Genomic DNA, 16,073 nt, shown 5'->3' on the forward strand with positions numbered 1-16,073 from the left:
TTGTTTGCCCAAGCACGTCTGTTGCGTGGCGCGATGGTTGCCCTGTGCTGCGCCCTGTTGGCTGCGTGTGCCGTGGGGCCCGACTATCAGCGACCTGAGATGGATGTCGGCGAGGTGTACAAACAGGCGCCGGGCGACGCTGGGCAGGACGCGCAACCCGTGGAGGGCTGGACGCCCGCTCGACCGGGCGATCATATTGAGCGCGGCGCCTGGTGGCAAGTCTATGGCGATACGACGCTCAGTGGCCTGATGGACCAACTCAACACCGCCAATCAATCCATCGCTCAGGCCGAGGCCAACTACCGGCAGGCACAGGCCTTGGTCAGGGGCGCGCGCTCGAGCTTTTTCCCGACGGTGGGCGCCGGGGCGGGTGCGACGCGCTCGGGTGCGGGGAGTGGTTCCACGAGCGGTTCGGGGAATCAATACGACCTGAGTGGGTCCGTCAGTTGGGAGGCCGATATCTGGGGACGTGTGCGCCGCGAAGTCGAAGCCAGCCGGGCCGAAGCGCAAGCCAGCTTTGCCGATCTGGCCAATATTCGCTTGAGCTCTCAGGCCGCGCTAGCGCAAAACTACTTCCAGTTGCGTGTGCTGGACGAGCAGAAGCGCCTACTGGAAGCCACGGTGGCGGCGCATGAGCGCTCATTGAAACTGACGCAAAATCTCTATGATGCTGGTGTCGTAGGCAAGTCTGACGTGACGTTGGCGCTGGCGCAGTTGGAAGGCACACGTGCACAGCTAGTGGATCTGGCGTGGCAGCGTGGGCAGTTCGAGCATTCGATTGCGGTCTTGATCGGCTTGGCGCCCTCACGCTTTACGCTGCCCGCGCAATCGTTTGCGCAGGCAATTCCGCAAATCCCCGCCGGTTTACCGTCTCAGTTGCTCGAGCGCCGTCCCGATGTGGCCGCCGCCGAACGCCAGACGGCAGCCGCCAACGCGCAGATCGGCGTCGCGCAGGCGGCCTGGTTCCCTGATCTCGTGTTGAGCGCCGATGGCGGATTTCGCAGTGGTCAGTTTGCACAGTGGTTGACCGCACCCGCGCGCTTCTGGTCGTTGGGTCCGGCATTGGCCCTGACCCTGTTTGACGGAGGCGCGCGCCAGGCCCAGGTGGACCAGGCCCGCGCGGCTTATGATGCCCAGGCGGCGGCCTATCGCCAGACCGTGTTGACGGCCCTGCAAGAGGTCGAGGATTATCTGATCCAGTTGCGCGTCCTGGGCGAAGAGCAGGTCGTACAGCGCCGTGCGCTCGAGGCGGCACGTGAGGCATTGCGCCTGGCGCGTAATCAGTATGAGGCCGGCACGATCAACTATCTGGACGTGGCGACGCTGGAGGCAAGCGCCCTCAATAGCGAACGCACCGCGCTGACGCTGATGGCCAATCGCCTGACCGCCAGCGTGCAGTTGATTGCCGCGCTGGGCGGTGGATGGGACGGCTTGCCGGCGCAGGAGTAATGCCGCGGGCCACTGCACCCGCCCTTGTCGGGGCAGGGCTCGATGGCAGCGGACTAAATCAGTCCTCGAATCCCGGCGATGCCGTGCGCGCCATGCCGATGGGCGTCGTTCAGCGTATCGTCTGATTGGCCGCCCAGGGCGTACACGGGAAGGCCCGCATCCTGATTTCCGGCCACAAAGCCCTCCCAGCCCAAAGCCGGTTGTCCGGGGTGGGATGGGGTTTCGAGTACCGGACCCAGCACGGCAAAATCGGCTCCAAGCTCTCGTGCGTGCACGATCTGGGCATTGTCGTGGGCAGAGACGCCTACCAGGGCCCCCTCGGGCACGGCGGGCCGTTCTGACAGCGTCGCCGCATCTTGCCAGCGCAAATGCACGCCATCGGCCTGGCGCCACCACGCATCGGGATGCACGCTATTGATCAGCACGCGTGCGCCCGCGGCATGACAGTGTTTGATGATTGTCCTCGTGGCGTCGCGCAGTGATGTCGCGCCTGGACCATCGGGCCAATCGGGTTCGCGTAATTGCACGAGCTTCAGGCCACGCGCGAGCGCGCGTTCCAGGCGCTCCAGAAACGCGGGCAGGCCCGCGCGTCCGCCGATGGAGGTAATGCCGTAGGTCGTGGGTAGCTGCAGCCAGCGTAGCGGAGGCAGGGTAGCGGGTAATAGATCGCCAACCGTGTCGGCCTCGGCGGGATTGACCCACGCGAGTCGCTGGTTTTCCAGCCCGCGCGGTTCGCCGTTCCATCCCGTCACATGGCAAAACGCCAGTCGCACCGTGGTATGTGGGTAGGCATGGACGTAGGTGACCCAGGGCACGGCCCGGGTGACTTCGATGCCGATTTCTTCGCGTAATTCGCGGCTGAGCGCCTGCAGCACGGTCTCGCCAGGCTCGAGCTTGCCACCGGGCAGTTCCCACCATCCGGCCCAGGGTTTGCCTTCAGGGCGCTGCCCCAGCAGGAGCTGGCCATCAGGGCGCAGAATCAGGCCCGCGGCGACATTGATGATGCCGTCAGACATGGCGGGCCGCCCAATCGCGAGCAAACTGATAGGCCACCCGGCCCGAGCGGGATCCCCGCTCCAGCGCCCACTGCAACGCCTCGGTACGGCTGGCTTCGATATGCTCGGTGGGGCAGTTCAATTCTCGTAGCCAGTGATAGACGATATCCAGATAGTCATCTTGCTTGAAGGGATGAAACGACAGCCACAGACCGAAACGTTCGGACAGCGAGATTTTTTCTTCGACGGTTTCACCGGGATGAATTTCGCCATCGGCCTGATGTTGGGCCTGCAGGTTTTCGCTCATGTATTCCGGCATCAGGTGGCGCCGATTGGATGTCGCGTAAATCAGCACGTTATCGCCTGAAGCGGACACCGAGCCATCCAGCACGGATTTCAGGGCCTTGTAGCCGGCCTCGCCTTCTTCGAAGGACAGATCGTCGCAAAAGACGATGTAGCGTTCAGGACGCGCCGCGACCAGCTCGACGATGTCGGCCAGGTCGCCCAGGTCGGACTTGTCGACTTCGATCAGGCGCAGGCCCTGGTCGCCATAGGCGGCCAGCATGGCCTTGACCAGCGAGCTTTTCCCCGTGCCGCGCGCACCGGTCATCAGGACATTATTGGCCGGCTTTTGCTGGAGAAATTGACGGGTGTTGCGATCGATGATGTCTTTCTGGCGTTCGATATGCTGCAGATCGTCGACCTCGATCCGGGCAATATGGCGCACGGTATCCAGCCATCCGCGCGCACCGCGCTTGCGCCAGCGGTAGGCATGGGCGGACCAGTCGATCTCGGGCGGTGCGGCGGGCAGCCAGGCTTCGAGTTGCGCCAGCACGCGTTCGGCGCGTTCGATCAAAATAGAAAAATCAGCAGCACTCACGTCAGTATTTTCCAGCAGGTACAGTCACGGATAATCAGGAACGGTAATCAGCGTTGATGCTGACATACTCGTGCGAGAGGTCACAGGTATAGACCGTATCAGAGGCTTGGCCGCGCGCCAATGCCACCCGAATGCTGATTTCCGCCTGCTTCATCACGCGTTGGCCGTCTTCTTCCTGGTAGTCCGGATTGCGGCCGCCATCGCACGCGACCAGGACGTCGTCCAGCCACAGGCGCAATTTCGAGACATCCAGATCATCGACACCGGCGTAGCCGATAGCCGCCAGGATGCGGCCCAGGTTGGGATCCGATGCGAAGAACGCCGTCTTGACCAGCGGCGAATGCGCGATCGAGTAGCCGATCTTCAGGGCTTCGTCGGTGGTCAGGGCTTCTTCGACGTGAATCGTGATGAACTTGGTGGCGCCTTCGGCGTCGCGTACGATTTTCTGCGCCAGATCCAGGGCGGCGGTGGCCAGTGCGTCGCGCACAGCCGAATAGTGCGGATCGGCTTCGGAGGTGATCTCCAGGCCCGACTGGCCGGTGGCAGCGATGATGAAGGAGTCGTTGGTCGACGTGTCGCCATCGATGGTAATGCGGTTGAACGACTGGTTGGCGATTTCCAGCGCGAGCTTGCGCAGCACCGGTTGAGAAATCCCGGCGTCAGTGGCCAGGAAGCTCAGCATCGTGGCCATGTTCGGGTGGATCATGCCGGCGCCTTTGCTGATGCCGGTCAACGTGATGGTCTTGCCGTCGATCTGCATGCGCCGCGAATGGATTTTGGGCAAGGTGTCGGTGGTCATGATGCCGTGGGCGGCATTGAACCACTCGTTCGGGCCCAAATTGCCTAGGGCGGCGGGCAGGGCGGCGGTCAGGCGGTCCAGGGGGAGAGGTTCGAGAATGACTCCCGTCGAGAATGGCAGAATTTGCTGCGCGGGAACGTTCAGCAATTGGCCCAGGGCTGCGCAGGTGTCTTGGGCTTTTTTCAGGCCCTCATTACCGGTGCCTGCATTGGCGTTGCCGGTATTGATGACCAGCGCGCTGATCGGGCCGCCGGCTGCCAGATGCGCTTCACAGACCTGAACCGGCGCCGCGCGGAAACGGTTGCGGGTAAACACCCCGGCCACAGTGGTGCCCGGGGCCAGGCGGAAAACGGTCAGATCGCGTCGGTTGGCCTTGCGAATGCCGGCTTCGGTGACGCCGATATCAACACCGGCAACGGGAAAAATGTCGGACTCGGAGGGGATCTGCAGATTAACGGCCATGACAACGCCTCTGTGGCTGAGCGGTAAGGGATCTTCGGAAAACCCGCCGGGTGAGCGGGGACTTTCGCGTATTATCCCATCATCACGCGACCGGTCTGCCTCGGGCTGCCACGACCTGCAATTTCAATTCCCCCAGCGCCTGATACAAGGCGTCCCGGTGCGCTTCGGGCAGGTCGGTGAACATCCCCTTTACCCAGCCTTCGTGCGCGCGCGCCATGCGCGTGAAGAGCCGACGCCCCTGTGGTGTCAGCTTCAAGACGGAACTACGCCGGTCGGTTTCGACTTTGGCGCGCATCACCAGCCCTTCTTTTTCGAGCTGATCGGCGATGCCAGTGATGTTGCCGTTAGTGACCATCATGCGGCGCGATAGCTCGCCCATTTTCATGCCTTTGGGCGCGCGCTGTAGTTGTGCCATGAGATCGAAACGGGGCAACGTGGTGTCGAATTCGGTGCGCAGACGGCCACGGATTTCGGACTCGATGAGATTGCAGCACGTCAGCATACGTAGCCACAGACGCAGCGCGTGATGGTCGTCGGGGGCGGCGCGTGTTTCCAGGTCGGGCGTGTCAATCATGGTATGGCGCAGAGCGAGCCTCGGTAAAACTAGTCATGTATTGCCAGATACTTTAAATCTAAACTATGTGGCGCGCCAGCCCTGCCCTTCGCCGATCCTGTCGAATTCGGTATTGCTAATGATATATCGGGATCGTTCTCCGCGCAGCGCGCAGTCAGCCAGCAGATTGCGCCGCGCTGGATACGGATCGTGGCGTCCGGGAGCGGTACGTGCACGTTTAGTTCAATCTCGGTTGCGAGGTATTCACCACGCTTTTGAGTTCAGTGTTTTCCCTAGGATAGGCCTTTGCCGACCTATGGGTACTAACCATTAGTCGGCGAGGCGCTGCGCTGGGTGAGGGTCCCCGTTACGACGAGGGATATAACCCTGGGGAATAGATGCCGCACTCAGGCGACTTTGACGCCATGGCATAGCAGTTCTACCTTGACTCCCGTTGTCACGTTATCGCTGTCCTTCGCAACGTCGCTCCCAAGGGGAATCATGAAACGTCCTGCACTTTCCATTCTCGCCACCGGTCTGTTTGTGTTCGGCGCCGGGCTACCCATCCACGCTGATGCTCAGGAGCGCCCGATGCTGCGTATCAGTTCCGGCGCTGCCGACAACGCCACGCTGGATCCGCATCGCGCGACGTCCACCGTCGACAAAGGCGTTGCTTCCGAAATGTTCGACGGCTTAGTGCGTTTCCCGCCAGGCAGCGCTGATCCACAGGCATTGGAGGCCGATCTGGCCGAAAGTTGGGAGACATCATCCGACAGCAAGGTCTGGACTTTCCATCTGCGTAAAGGCGTGCGGTTTCATGGTGGTTATGGGGAAATGCAAGCCGAAGATGTGGTGTATTCGCTGCAGCGCGCCGCGGACCCGAAGCGATCGAGCTTCGCCGCGACCTTCGCCGGCGTAGACAAGGTGGAAGCGGTGGATGACTACACCGTGCGCGTCACGCTGAAATACCCTGATGCCGGTTTTCTAGGACGTGTGTCGGACTATCACGGTGGCAACATCGTCAGTAAAAAGGCTGCCGAGAAATTGGGCGACAAGTTCGGTGCCGCGCCTATTGGCACGGGTCCCTTCGCGTTTGGTGAACACGTGACGCAGCAGTACGTGAAACTAGTGGCCAACGATGAGTACTTCCGCGGAAAACCGAAACTGGGCGGTTTGATCTATCGCATGATTCCCTCGGATAGCGCGCGCGAATTGGCGTTTGTGTCCAATGAGATCGATCTTATGCAAGGCAAGCGCGAGCAGCGCTGGGTCGAGCGATCCATCAAGCGCGACATGAAAGTCGATGTGTTCGAACCCGCCGAATTCCGCACGCTACACCTGAATCGCACCGTCAAACCGCTGGACAATCTACAAGTACGCCAAGCGGTGGCGGCCGCTGTCAATGTCGACGAAATCGTGAGATATGTGGGCAAAGATGTGGCCACGAAAGGCTGTTCGGTCGTGCCCAACGGCTATCAAGGGCACGATTGCAGCGCCGGAGCCTATCCCTATGATGTGGAGCGCGCGAAGCAGTTGCTGGCCGAAGCCGGCTTTCCGAACGGTATCACCCTGAAATCGGTGGTGTCGAACATTGCCGCCCAACAACCGATTATGGAGATCGTCCAGGCGCAGTTGGCCAAGGCAGGCATAAAGCTCGACATGGAGGTGGTAGACCACGCGACTTATCAGGCCAAGAGCCGTAAAGATCAAAGCGCCGTGGTCTTCTATGGTGCTGCGCGTTTCCCTGTGGCCGATTCCTATCTGACAGAGTTCTACGATTCCGCCTCGGCCATCGGCGCGCCTACCGCCATGTCGAATTTCTCGCATTGTTCCGTGGCCGATGAGGCGATACGGGCGGCACGCGTCGAGCCTGATGCCAAGCGGCAATTGGCTTTGTGGAAAGAGGCACAGACCAAGATCCACGCCGACGTTTGCGGAATTCCGCTATTTGGCCTGAAGCAGGTTTGGGTGCATAGCGATCGGGTCGATTACGGCTACGACTTCCAGGGCGCGTTGAATTTGCAGCCGCCGGTGACTGAACGGACGACCGTCACTGCCCCTTGAGGAGCTCACGGGAAACCTGTGCCGCCACGGCACGGGCTTCCTGGACGAAGGCTTCCACCAGGACCGCATTGCGAGAGGCCTGCACGCGACATAACTGGAAGTGAAAGAGCATTTCCGGATCGAAACGCCGCAGTACCAGGCGATTCTGCAACCCATCGGCAAATAGTGGATGAATAAGCGAAACTCCCAAACCGGACGCGACGAATTCGCACAAGGTAGGCGCGGTATCGGTGCTGAGCACAACGTTCAGCTCGACTTGTGCGTTTTCGAAAGCCTTGACGACCAGGCTTTGCGTCTGGCTGTCAGTGCCGAACGACAGGAACGGTTTACCCGCAAGGTCCTTCGGTCGAATCACACGTTTGCGCGTCAGCTCATGATTGACCGGCATTGCGCAGATCAGCGGATACTGGAACAACGGTTCCCGGTCAATATAGGGGTTGTCGGCGCGACTGCCGACCAACGCAACGTCGATTTGTCGAGTGGCCAACCGATCGACCAGAAACAGCGAACCGCGCGTGTTGATGGATACCCGCACGTCAGGGTGATGTTTCAGAAAGTTCATGGTGGTACGACGGATGAACGAACCCGACAGGGCCGGCAGTACGCCGACGTTAAGCGTTCGCTGTTCGTCGCGGCGGATCGAGTCGACGGCTTGTTCGACTTGGCGCAAACCGCTGAACACGCGGTCGATTTCACGGTACAGCCGCATGCCGTGAGGCGTACAGGCCAGTTTGCCGCGTACGCGGTCAAACAACGTCAAACCGGTTTCTGCCTCCAGGTGTGCCAGCAGCTTGCTGACCGCTGGTTGCGTTACCCCCAGCACCTCGGCGGCCTGGCTGACAGTGCCCTGTTCGATGATTGCCTTGAAGGCTTCGACCTGACGCAGGTTCAGTGTGTGCCGCATGTTGGTATCCACAAGAAGCGCAGCTCGGAAACCTGGCCGCGAGTACGAAGAATAATGACAATGCCGGTCGCTAGATTACCGCATGCCCGCGCGACTACTGGAGCAGCGACATGACACATGACTACGACGTCATTGTGGCCGGTGCCGGTATGGTCGGCTCGGCCATTGCCTACGGTTTGGCCGGGGCGGGACGACGCGTGCTCGCGCTGGATGGCGCCGACACCGACTATCGGGCCGCCAAGGCCAACTTTGGACTGGTATGGGTGCAAGGCAAGGGCCTGGGAAACGCGCATTATCAGCGTCTGTCCTATCAGGCGGCTGCGCTATGGCCGGCGTTCGCGCGTGATCTGGAACGCGAGAGCGGGGTACCGCTGAATTACGAAAACCGTGGAGGTCTGCATTTTTGTGTAGGCGAGGCGGAGTTCATGCAGCGTGCCCAGCGCTTGGAGCGCTGGCAGGCGCAGGCGACCGAACTGCCGCCCTGTACCGAAATGCTGGATCGCGGCGCGTTGCAGCGCCTGTTTCCGCAGTTGCGTCTGGGGCCGCACGTGACGGGAGCCAGTCTGGGTACCCGTGATGGTCATGTGAATCCGCTGCGATTGTTGGCTGCTATGCAGGCGGCATTTGTGCGGCGTGGCGGTCAGTTGTATCACGGGCAGGCGGCCGAACGGCTCGTTGCTTTGCCCGGCGGTGGTTTCGAGGTGCAGAGCGCAGGCCAACGCTGGCGTACGCAGCATCTGGTCATTGCCGCAGGATTGGGTTCGCGTACGTTAGGCCCCATGGTCGGTCTGAGTGTGCCACTGCGGCCGCAGCGCGGCCAGATCCTGGTCACTGAGCGGATTGCGCCGTTGCTGCCATTGCCCGCCAGTGGCATTCGCCAGACAAACGAAGGTTCAGTGCTGGTGGGGCTGACCCAAGAGGAGGTGGGCTACGACCTCGCAACGACCACTGAGGCTGCCGTGCGCATGAGCCGCAAGGCGCTGCACGTGTTGCCAGATTTGGCGCGGGCGCGGCTGGTGCGCCACTGGTCGTGCCTGCGCATCATGACTCCCGATGGCTGCCCGGTCTACGCCGGGGCGGCCGATTATCCCGGCGCGTGGATCGCGCTGTGTCACTCCGGCGTGACGCTGGCGTCGTTTCACGCAGGGCCGCTGGCCCATGCGCTGGCCGGCGGCACGTTGCCAACTTTCTTGGATGTTTTTCACCATGAGCGCTTCAATGTTCCGCAAGCTGCATGATGCTGGCGCACCCACGTTGACCTTGACCATCGACGGTGCAGCGGTGTCCGCCACGCCGGGCGAAACGGTCGCAGCCGTTTTGCTGCGCCAGGAAACCCCGGCCACGCGGACCACGCCGGTGTGCGAAAGTCCGCGTGCCCCGTATTGCATGATGGGTGTCTGCTTTGATTGCCTGGCTATTGTCGACGGTGTGGCCTCGACCCAGACCTGCCTGGTGACGGTACGTGATGGCATGCGCGTCGAGCGCCAATTCGGCAAGCGGAGTGTGCTGTCATGACACGTGATGTGGATGTGTTGATCGTGGGGGCCGGGCCGGCCGGCATGAGTGCGGCAATTACGTTGCGCGAGACCGGTCTGGATGTGATGGTCGTGGATGAGCAGCCCACCCCGGGTGGGCAGATATGGCGCGCCGTGGAAACGGTGGCCGCAACGCCGACGGGGGCGTTGCTAGGCGACGAATACCGTGCAGGCGCGGCGCTGGCCGAACGCTTTCGCGCTTGCGGCGCCGAGTATCGTCCGGCAACTCAGGTTTGGCAGATCGAACCCGGCTGGCATGTCTACATGAGCAGCGCGGGTCAGGCGGAAGTCTGTCGTGCCAGGCAAGTATTGCTAGCCACTGGTGCACAGGAACGCCCGGCGCCGTTTCCCGGCTGGACGTTGCCGGGAGTCTTGACGGTGGGGGCGGCACAGATCTTGTTGAAGACTTCGCACCAAGTGCCCCGTGAGCCCATCTGGGTAGCGGGCAACGGGCCGCTCGTGATCTTGTATATGGCGCAATTGCTGCGCGCAGGCGGTCGCATCGCCGGCTGGCTGGATACGACGCCCGCGGGGCAATGGCGCCGTGCCTGGCCACACTGGGCGGCTGCGGCGTCGCGCTGGCGCGATTTGACCAAGGGCCTGGGGTGGCTGCGCCAGTTGCGGGCGGCGGGGGTCAAGCGAGTTCGGAATGTTGTCAGTTTTCGCGCAGTGGGCGACACCCACCTAAGTGACATTGAATACACGCTGGGCAATGGCCGCAGCGAACGGGCGCCGGCTCGCGTACTGTTGGTGCACGAGGGCGTGGTCCCCTCTATCCATATGACGCGCGCCCTGGAATGCCGACACCATTGGAACGCGGCGCAGGCTTGCCTCGTTCCTGATGTGGATGATTGGGGGCAGAGCAGCCAGGCGGGCGTCTACGTGGCGGGCGATGGCGTCGGTATCGGTGGCGCCCAGGCGGCGTGCGTGCGAGGAGAGCTAGCCGCCATCGGGTTGATATTGGGGGCAGGGAAACTTAGCGTCGACCAAGCGCAAGATCGCGCACGGCCGCTTCGTCAACGCCTGGTTGCTGAATTGCAACTGAGGCCGCTTCTCGATGCCATGTACCCGCCGCGTGCGGCGATCTTTGCCCCCAGTGACGACACGGTCGTGTGCCGTTGCGAAGAACTCACTGCCGGAGATATTCGCAAGGCCGCGGCGATAGGGCGCCCAGGTCCCAACCAAATCAAGTCGATTACCCGGGCGGGCATGGGACCTTGCCAGGGGCGGCAGTGCGGCTACACCATTGCCCACATCCTGGCGCAGACACAGCAACGACCCGTGGCGGACGTGGGGTTTTATCGCATTCGTCCACCGTTAAAGCCACTGACGCTGGGTGAGTTGGCGTCGCTGGATGTCGAGGAAAAAGCACCATGAGCAATCGTCAATGTGACGTGATTATCATCGGCGGCGGTTTGCATGGTCTGTCGGCGGCCATGCATCTGGGACGCGCCGGCCAGCGCGTCACTGTGCTGGAGCGCTCTTGGGTGGGGCGGCATGCTTCGGGGGCGACCGCAGCCGGCGTGCGCACGCTCAATCGCGATCGCGGCGAGCTGGATTTGTCGTTGGAGGCGATCGAGATGTGGCATCGTCTGCCCGAGTTGGTGGGCGACGATTGCGGTTTTCATCCCAACGGGCAGATCTGTGTTGCCGAGACGCCAGCCGCGCTGCAGCGCCTGCAAGCGCACGTGCATGCCTTGCGCACCGACGGCTACACCCATGAAGAACTGATCGGATCGGCCGAGTTGCGGCAGTGGCTGCCGGAGTTGAGCCCTCATTGTCTGGGTGCATCGCTGGCCCGTCGCGATGGTGCCGCCGATCCGCACCAAGCGCTGCGAGCCTTTCGTCGTGCTGCCGAGACGGCTGGCGCCAGCATCGTCGAGCAATGTGGCGTCACCTTCATCGAACATCATGGTGACGATTGGCGAGTGCAAGCCGGCGGCAAAGAGTGGCGTGCGCCGGTACTGGTTAACGCTGCCGGCGCTTGGGGTGCAAGGGTCGCGGCGATGGTCGGCGATGAGATTCCGCTTGCGACCAAGTCTTCCATGATGATGGTGAGCGAACGGCTGCGTCCATTCATCAAACCGGTGGTTTCGATCATGGGGCGCTCGTTGTCGTTTAAGCAGTCCGATCAGGGAACGTTGGTGATTGGTGGCGGTCTGCAGGGCGTGCCCGACCTTGATCGCGAGACGTCCACGGCCCGGATGGGGGTGTTGGCCAAAGGTGCGCGTGCGGCCACTGACCTGTTTCCGCTCGTGCGCGACGTACGCATCGTGCGAGTTTGGTCGGGCTTGGAAGCCAAGACCGAAGATATGTTGCCCGTGATTGGAACGTCGCCGAACGCCCCGGGCGTGTTCCACGCTTTTGGATTTTCCGGCCATGGTTTTGAATTGGTACCTGTGGTGGGAGCGGCATTGACCGACCTGGTGGTACGCGGCACTACCACGCGCGCCATCGGTAATCTTTCGGCGCAACGCCTGATGGCGCCCGCCGCCAAGGAGAATCGTCCATGATGCGCTATGCGATACGGCGTCTGTTGCTGGCCGTACCCACGTTGCTGGCTATGTTGACGGCCGTGTTTATCTTGGTGCGTTTGGTGCCGGGCGATCCTGCCGCTGTCATGCTGGGGGATCAAGCGAGTGCCGAGGCGCTGGCCGCGCTGCGCGATCGCCTTGGCCTGGATCTTCCCACGCATGTGCAGTACCTGCACTTCCTGGGCGACATGCTGTCGGGCAATTTCGGCGTGTCGATGGCCAGCGGCCGCACGGTGCTGCAGGAAGTCATGCTGGTACTACCCTGGACACTGGAGCTGACGATGGCCGCCATGTTGATCGGCGTGCTATTTGGGCTGCCCATGGGGATATGGGCGGCGTTGCGGCGCAATGCCTGGCCGGACTACCTGGGCCGCGTGCTGTCGCTGACTGGTCTGTCGTTTCCGGCGTTCGTATCGGCCATCCTCATGTTGCTGATATTCGCCATTCACCTTGGATGGTTTCCGGTGATCGGTTCATCGATATCGGGCGATTGGGGCACACAACTGCGTGGCTTGGTGTTGCCGGCATTCAATCTGGGCTTGATCATGACTGCCTACGTCATGCGGGTGACGCGCTCATCCATGCTGGGGGTCATGGGCGAAGATTATGTGCGCACTGCCCGGGCCAAGGGCATACAACCCCTGCGTCTGGTGTTGCGACATGGATTGCGCAATGCGCTGATCCCTATTGTCACGGTGGTGGGGTTGTATTTCGGTACGCTGATCGGAAACTCGGTGTTGACCGAGATCGTATTCAATCGCCCAGGCTTGGGAAAGCTGATCTTGGGTGCGCTTAACGCGCGCGATTACACCTTGCTGCAAGGCTTGATGGTGGTTTTCGCTGCCTGCGTGATTTTCGTCAATCTGTTGACCGACTTGGTGTATGGCTTGGTCGACCCTAGGGTGAAATACAAATGAGTGTTGCCGCCGCGCTTCCCGTTTCGCAACCCAATGCCCTGTTGCTTGCACTGCGCAAGAATCGCCTATCGTGGGTGGGGTTGGGCTTGCTATTGCTGATCGTGCTGGCCGCCGTACTGGCGCCCTGGCTGTCGCCGTACGATCCGTTGCAGCAAAACATTGTGGCACGACTCGAGCCCCCATCGGCAGAGTTCTGGCTGGGCACCGACAGTTATGGTCGCGATGTTCTGTCGCGCCTGTTGTTCGGTGCGCGAGTGTCCTTGCTCGTGGGTTTCGTCGCGATTCTGATTGCCATGTGCATCGGCGCGACGCTGGGCATCGTCGCCGGCTATCTGGGCGGACTGATCGACCAACTGATCATGGGCTTGGTCGACGTTCTGCTGTCGTTTCCTACCTTATTACTGGGCCTGATGGTGGCGGCGATGCTGGGCGCCAGCCTGGAGAATCTGATCATTGCCATCGCCATCACCGAGATAGCGCCGTTCGTGCGGGTGGCGCGCGCGCCTACGATTGCTTTGAAACAGCGTGATTTTGTCGAGGCGGGCCGTGCACTCGGCTATGGACCGCTGAGACTGATGGGCGTGCATATCCTACCCAATATGGTTTCCGAAGTCGTCGTGTTGGGCTCATTGTGGATGGCTTCGGCGATCCGTACCGAAGCGTCGCTCAGTTTTATTGGGCTGGGCGTGCCACCGCCGGCGGCGACCTGGGGCGGAATGATCCGTGAAGGCTTCGAGAATATCCTGGATGCTTGGTGGTTGACGGTATTTCCCAGTATGGCAATCCTGTTGACCGTGCTTGCATTGAACTTGTTGGGTGATGCCTTGCGCGATGCTATCGATCCCAAATTGCGCTCGGAGCGCTCATGAACCCCGTAGAAACAGTCTTGGAATTACGCGATCTGCGTACCGAATTTCGCGTCGGTGGCCAATGGCATGCTGCCGTGCGCGACGTATCGCTATCGGTGGGGCGCAATGAGACGCTGGCCGTGGTGGGCGAGTCCGGCAGCGGCAAGAGCGTCACGGCGCTATCAATTCTGCGCTTGTTGCCGCAGTCTGGCGCCCGACACGGTGGCGGCCAGATATTGTTGGAAGGCGAGGACTTGGCGGTCCTGCCAGAAAAGCGGATGGCTCGATTGCGTGGCGATGCCATCGCGATGATCTTCCAGGAACCGATGACCTCGCTGAACCCCACCATGACGGTGGGCGACCAGATCGCCGAAGCGATTCGCCAGCACCGCCGAGTGTCTTGGCGACAGGCACGTCAGGCCGCATTGCAAGTGCTGCAAGAGGTGAAAATCCCTGCCGCCGTCAACCGCTTCAATGATTACCCGCACCAGTTTTCGGGTGGCATGCGGCAGCGCGTGATGATCGCCATGGCCTTGGCCTGCAAACCTCGCGTGCTGCTGGCTGATGAACCCACCACGGCGCTGGACGTCACCATTCAGGCGCAAATTCTCAGTTTGTTGGCTGAACTGAAATCCGCACATGGGATGGCAGTGCTGTTCATTACGCACAATCTGGGCGTGGTCGCGCAGATCGCCGATCGGGTGGCCGTCATGTATGCCGGCGAAGTCGTGGAAACCGCAGATGTGGAGACGCTGTTCGCCCGTCCCACTCATCCCTATACCGAGGCGCTATTGCGTGCGATGCCGCGTGTCGATACGGATACCGATGTGCTGGAACCGATCGCCGGCAGCGTACCTGCCATTACGGCGATGCCTACCGGTTGCGCCTATGCGGCACGTTGTCCGCTGCGCCAGCCGAGCTGCGAACGGCAGCGGCCAGCGCTTGAGTCTGTGGGCGATGATCACCAGGTGCGCTGCTTAGTGCGTGCGCCCACGAGTCAAGGACGGCAATGAGCGAACTTTTGCAAGTACAAAATTTGGTCAAGCACTTCGAAATCGGGGGGGGCTGGCTCGGTGGCGCCCGGCAGGTGGTGCGTGCGGTTAATGATGTGTCGTTCTCCGTCGGCCGTGGCCAGTCGCTGGGGCTGGTGGGGGAGTCGGGCTGCGGTAAATCCACTGTGGCCCGCACGCTGTTGCGTCTGATTGAGCCTGACTCTGGCAGTATTCACTTTGACGGATGCGATTTGCGTCAGGCAGGAGCCGCTGAAATGCGGGCGTTGAGGCGCCGTATTCAGATTGTGTTCCAGGACCCGTATTCATCGCTGAATCCTCGCCTGACAGTGCGTCAGGCATTGGCCGAACCTCTGCGCGTGCATCGCCTGGGTAGCGCCGCGCAGATCGCGGCCAAGGTGGAGCAAACCATCCAGGAAGTCGGTCTGCCTATCTCGGCGCTGGACCGCTATCCGCACGAATTCTCGGGCGGACAGCGTCAACGGGTCGGCATCGCACGGGCACTCGTGCTGGATCCGGAACTGATTGTGGCCGATGAACCGGTCTCGGCGCTGGATGTTTCGGTGCAGGCGCAGATACTGCAATTGCTCGAACGTCTGAAGGTCGAACGCGGTCTGTCGTTTGTTTTTGTTTCTCACGACTTAGGTGTGGTGCGGCACTTTTGTGACACCGTATGCGTGATGTACCTGGGGCGCATCATTGAGCAGGGCGCGACGGCCCGGGTGCTGGATGCGCCATTGCATCCCTACAGTAAAGTCTTGCGGGATTCTTCTCCTGTGCCGGATCCGCAGGCACGTATCCGCTTGTCACGCATCGAAGGCGAGATTCCAGCTCCCACGAATCTGCCGCCTGGCTGCACTTTTCATCCCCGCTGCATCCATGCTCAACCTCATTGCGCCGCCAGCATTCCGGTGCTTGAGCCTCGTCATGAAGTGGGACGGGCAGTGGCCTGCTTTCATCCGCTGGGCAACTAGCCCCGTCGCCCGCTTTCCTCTCTAGAGGCGGTCGTCTCGGTGTAAACCCGCGCTTGTTGCACAGGCTCATGCTTGCGGTATATAGTTGAAACCTAAACTAATTAATCATCGGGAGGCCGCTGTTCCTCCGGATGAGTGTCGGTCTCACG

The 16,073-nt window shown here is 61.5% G+C and carries 15 protein-coding genes; 10 read left to right on the plus strand and 5 right to left on the minus strand.

The genetic code is table 11. The features are described 5' to 3' along the window. Nucleotides 1-33 precede the first annotated feature (33 nt). The gene (locus ACYVDM_RS26250) at nucleotides 34-1,449 is read left to right on the plus strand and encodes an efflux transporter outer membrane subunit (RefSeq protein ID WP_415792307.1); all 1,416 of its coding nucleotides are present in this window, start codon (nucleotides 34-36) and stop codon (nucleotides 1,447-1,449) included. A gap of 53 nt (nucleotides 1,450-1,502) precedes the next feature. Here the strand turns inward: ACYVDM_RS26250 and ACYVDM_RS26255 are convergent, their stop codons facing one another. From ACYVDM_RS26255 to ACYVDM_RS26270, 4 genes are all read right to left on the minus strand, one after another. Next, nucleotides 1,503-2,465 carry a Nudix family hydrolase gene (locus ACYVDM_RS26255; RefSeq protein WP_415792259.1) on the minus strand — a complete coding sequence of 321 codons (963 nt, stop codon included), beginning with the start codon at nucleotides 2,463-2,465 and terminating at the stop codon, nucleotides 1,503-1,505. After that, on the minus strand, nucleotides 2,458-3,324 hold the full coding sequence (locus tag ACYVDM_RS26260; protein ID WP_415792258.1) for an ATP-binding protein: 867 nt from the start codon (nucleotides 3,322-3,324) through the stop codon (nucleotides 2,458-2,460). Before ACYVDM_RS26260 ends, ACYVDM_RS26255 begins: the two co-directional genes overlap by 8 nt. Nucleotides 3,325-3,358: 34 nt before the next feature. Continuing rightward, on the minus strand, nucleotides 3,359-4,585 hold the full coding sequence (gene argJ, locus ACYVDM_RS26265; RefSeq protein WP_415792257.1) for a bifunctional glutamate N-acetyltransferase/amino-acid acetyltransferase ArgJ: 1,227 nt from the start codon (nucleotides 4,583-4,585) through the stop codon (nucleotides 3,359-3,361). An 82-nt stretch (nucleotides 4,586-4,667) separates the two neighbouring features. Beyond that, on the minus strand, nucleotides 4,668-5,159 hold the full coding sequence (locus ACYVDM_RS26270; protein WP_415792256.1) for a MarR family winged helix-turn-helix transcriptional regulator: 492 nt from the start codon (nucleotides 5,157-5,159) through the stop codon (nucleotides 4,668-4,670). Between the two features lie 480 nt (nucleotides 5,160-5,639). Here ACYVDM_RS26270 and ACYVDM_RS26275 point away from each other — a divergent pair, with 480 nt between their 5' ends. Continuing rightward, nucleotides 5,640-7,202: an ABC transporter substrate-binding protein gene (locus ACYVDM_RS26275; protein WP_415792255.1), complete on the plus strand. Its 1,563-nt coding sequence runs from the start codon at nucleotides 5,640-5,642 to the stop codon at nucleotides 7,200-7,202. On the opposite strand, the gene ACYVDM_RS26280 is transcribed toward ACYVDM_RS26275, so the two are convergent. Continuing rightward, on the minus strand, nucleotides 7,189-8,106 hold the full coding sequence (locus ACYVDM_RS26280; RefSeq protein WP_415792254.1) for a LysR substrate-binding domain-containing protein: 918 nt from the start codon (nucleotides 8,104-8,106) through the stop codon (nucleotides 7,189-7,191). The genes ACYVDM_RS26275 and ACYVDM_RS26280 overlap by 14 nt on opposite strands. Nucleotides 8,107-8,216: 110 nt before the next feature. Between ACYVDM_RS26280 and ACYVDM_RS26285 the strand changes: the two genes are divergently transcribed. Genes ACYVDM_RS26285 through ACYVDM_RS26320 form a run of 8 tightly spaced genes read left to right on the plus strand, consistent with a single transcriptional unit; the run spans nucleotide 8,217 to nucleotide 15,924 of the window. Then, the gene (locus ACYVDM_RS26285) at nucleotides 8,217-9,344 is read left to right on the plus strand and encodes an NAD(P)/FAD-dependent oxidoreductase (protein ID WP_415792253.1); all 1,128 of its coding nucleotides are present in this window, start codon (nucleotides 8,217-8,219) and stop codon (nucleotides 9,342-9,344) included. Then, nucleotides 9,325-9,621 carry a (2Fe-2S)-binding protein gene (locus tag ACYVDM_RS26290; RefSeq protein ID WP_415792306.1) on the plus strand — a complete coding sequence of 99 codons (297 nt, stop codon included), beginning with the start codon at nucleotides 9,325-9,327 and terminating at the stop codon, nucleotides 9,619-9,621. The genes ACYVDM_RS26285 and ACYVDM_RS26290 overlap by 20 nt, the downstream gene beginning before the upstream one ends. Beyond that, the gene (locus ACYVDM_RS26295) at nucleotides 9,618-11,018 is read left to right on the plus strand and encodes an FAD-dependent oxidoreductase (protein WP_415792252.1); all 1,401 of its coding nucleotides are present in this window, start codon (nucleotides 9,618-9,620) and stop codon (nucleotides 11,016-11,018) included. The genes ACYVDM_RS26290 and ACYVDM_RS26295 overlap by 4 nt, the downstream gene beginning before the upstream one ends. Then, the gene (locus ACYVDM_RS26300; RefSeq protein ID WP_415792251.1) at nucleotides 11,015-12,154 is read left to right on the plus strand and encodes an NAD(P)/FAD-dependent oxidoreductase; all 1,140 of its coding nucleotides are present in this window, start codon (nucleotides 11,015-11,017) and stop codon (nucleotides 12,152-12,154) included. The genes ACYVDM_RS26295 and ACYVDM_RS26300 overlap by 4 nt, the downstream gene beginning before the upstream one ends. Further along, entirely contained in the window at nucleotides 12,151-13,092 is a 942-nt protein-coding gene (locus ACYVDM_RS26305) for an ABC transporter permease (protein ID WP_415792250.1), read from the plus strand. The genes ACYVDM_RS26300 and ACYVDM_RS26305 overlap by 4 nt, the downstream gene beginning before the upstream one ends. Then, nucleotides 13,089-13,961 carry an ABC transporter permease gene (locus tag ACYVDM_RS26310; protein WP_415792249.1) on the plus strand — a complete coding sequence of 291 codons (873 nt, stop codon included), beginning with the start codon at nucleotides 13,089-13,091 and terminating at the stop codon, nucleotides 13,959-13,961. Before ACYVDM_RS26305 ends, ACYVDM_RS26310 begins: the two co-directional genes overlap by 4 nt. Then, nucleotides 13,958-14,953, plus strand: coding sequence for an ABC transporter ATP-binding protein (locus tag ACYVDM_RS26315; RefSeq protein WP_415792247.1), 996 nt, complete (start codon nucleotides 13,958-13,960; stop codon nucleotides 14,951-14,953). The genes ACYVDM_RS26310 and ACYVDM_RS26315 overlap by 4 nt, the downstream gene beginning before the upstream one ends. Beyond that, nucleotides 14,950-15,924, plus strand: a complete 975-nt coding sequence (locus tag ACYVDM_RS26320; RefSeq protein ID WP_415792246.1) for an ABC transporter ATP-binding protein — start codon at nucleotides 14,950-14,952, stop codon at nucleotides 15,922-15,924. Before ACYVDM_RS26315 ends, ACYVDM_RS26320 begins: the two co-directional genes overlap by 4 nt. Nucleotides 15,925-16,073 lie beyond the last annotated feature (149 nt).

Source organism: Bordetella tumulicola (genome assembly GCF_054779135.1).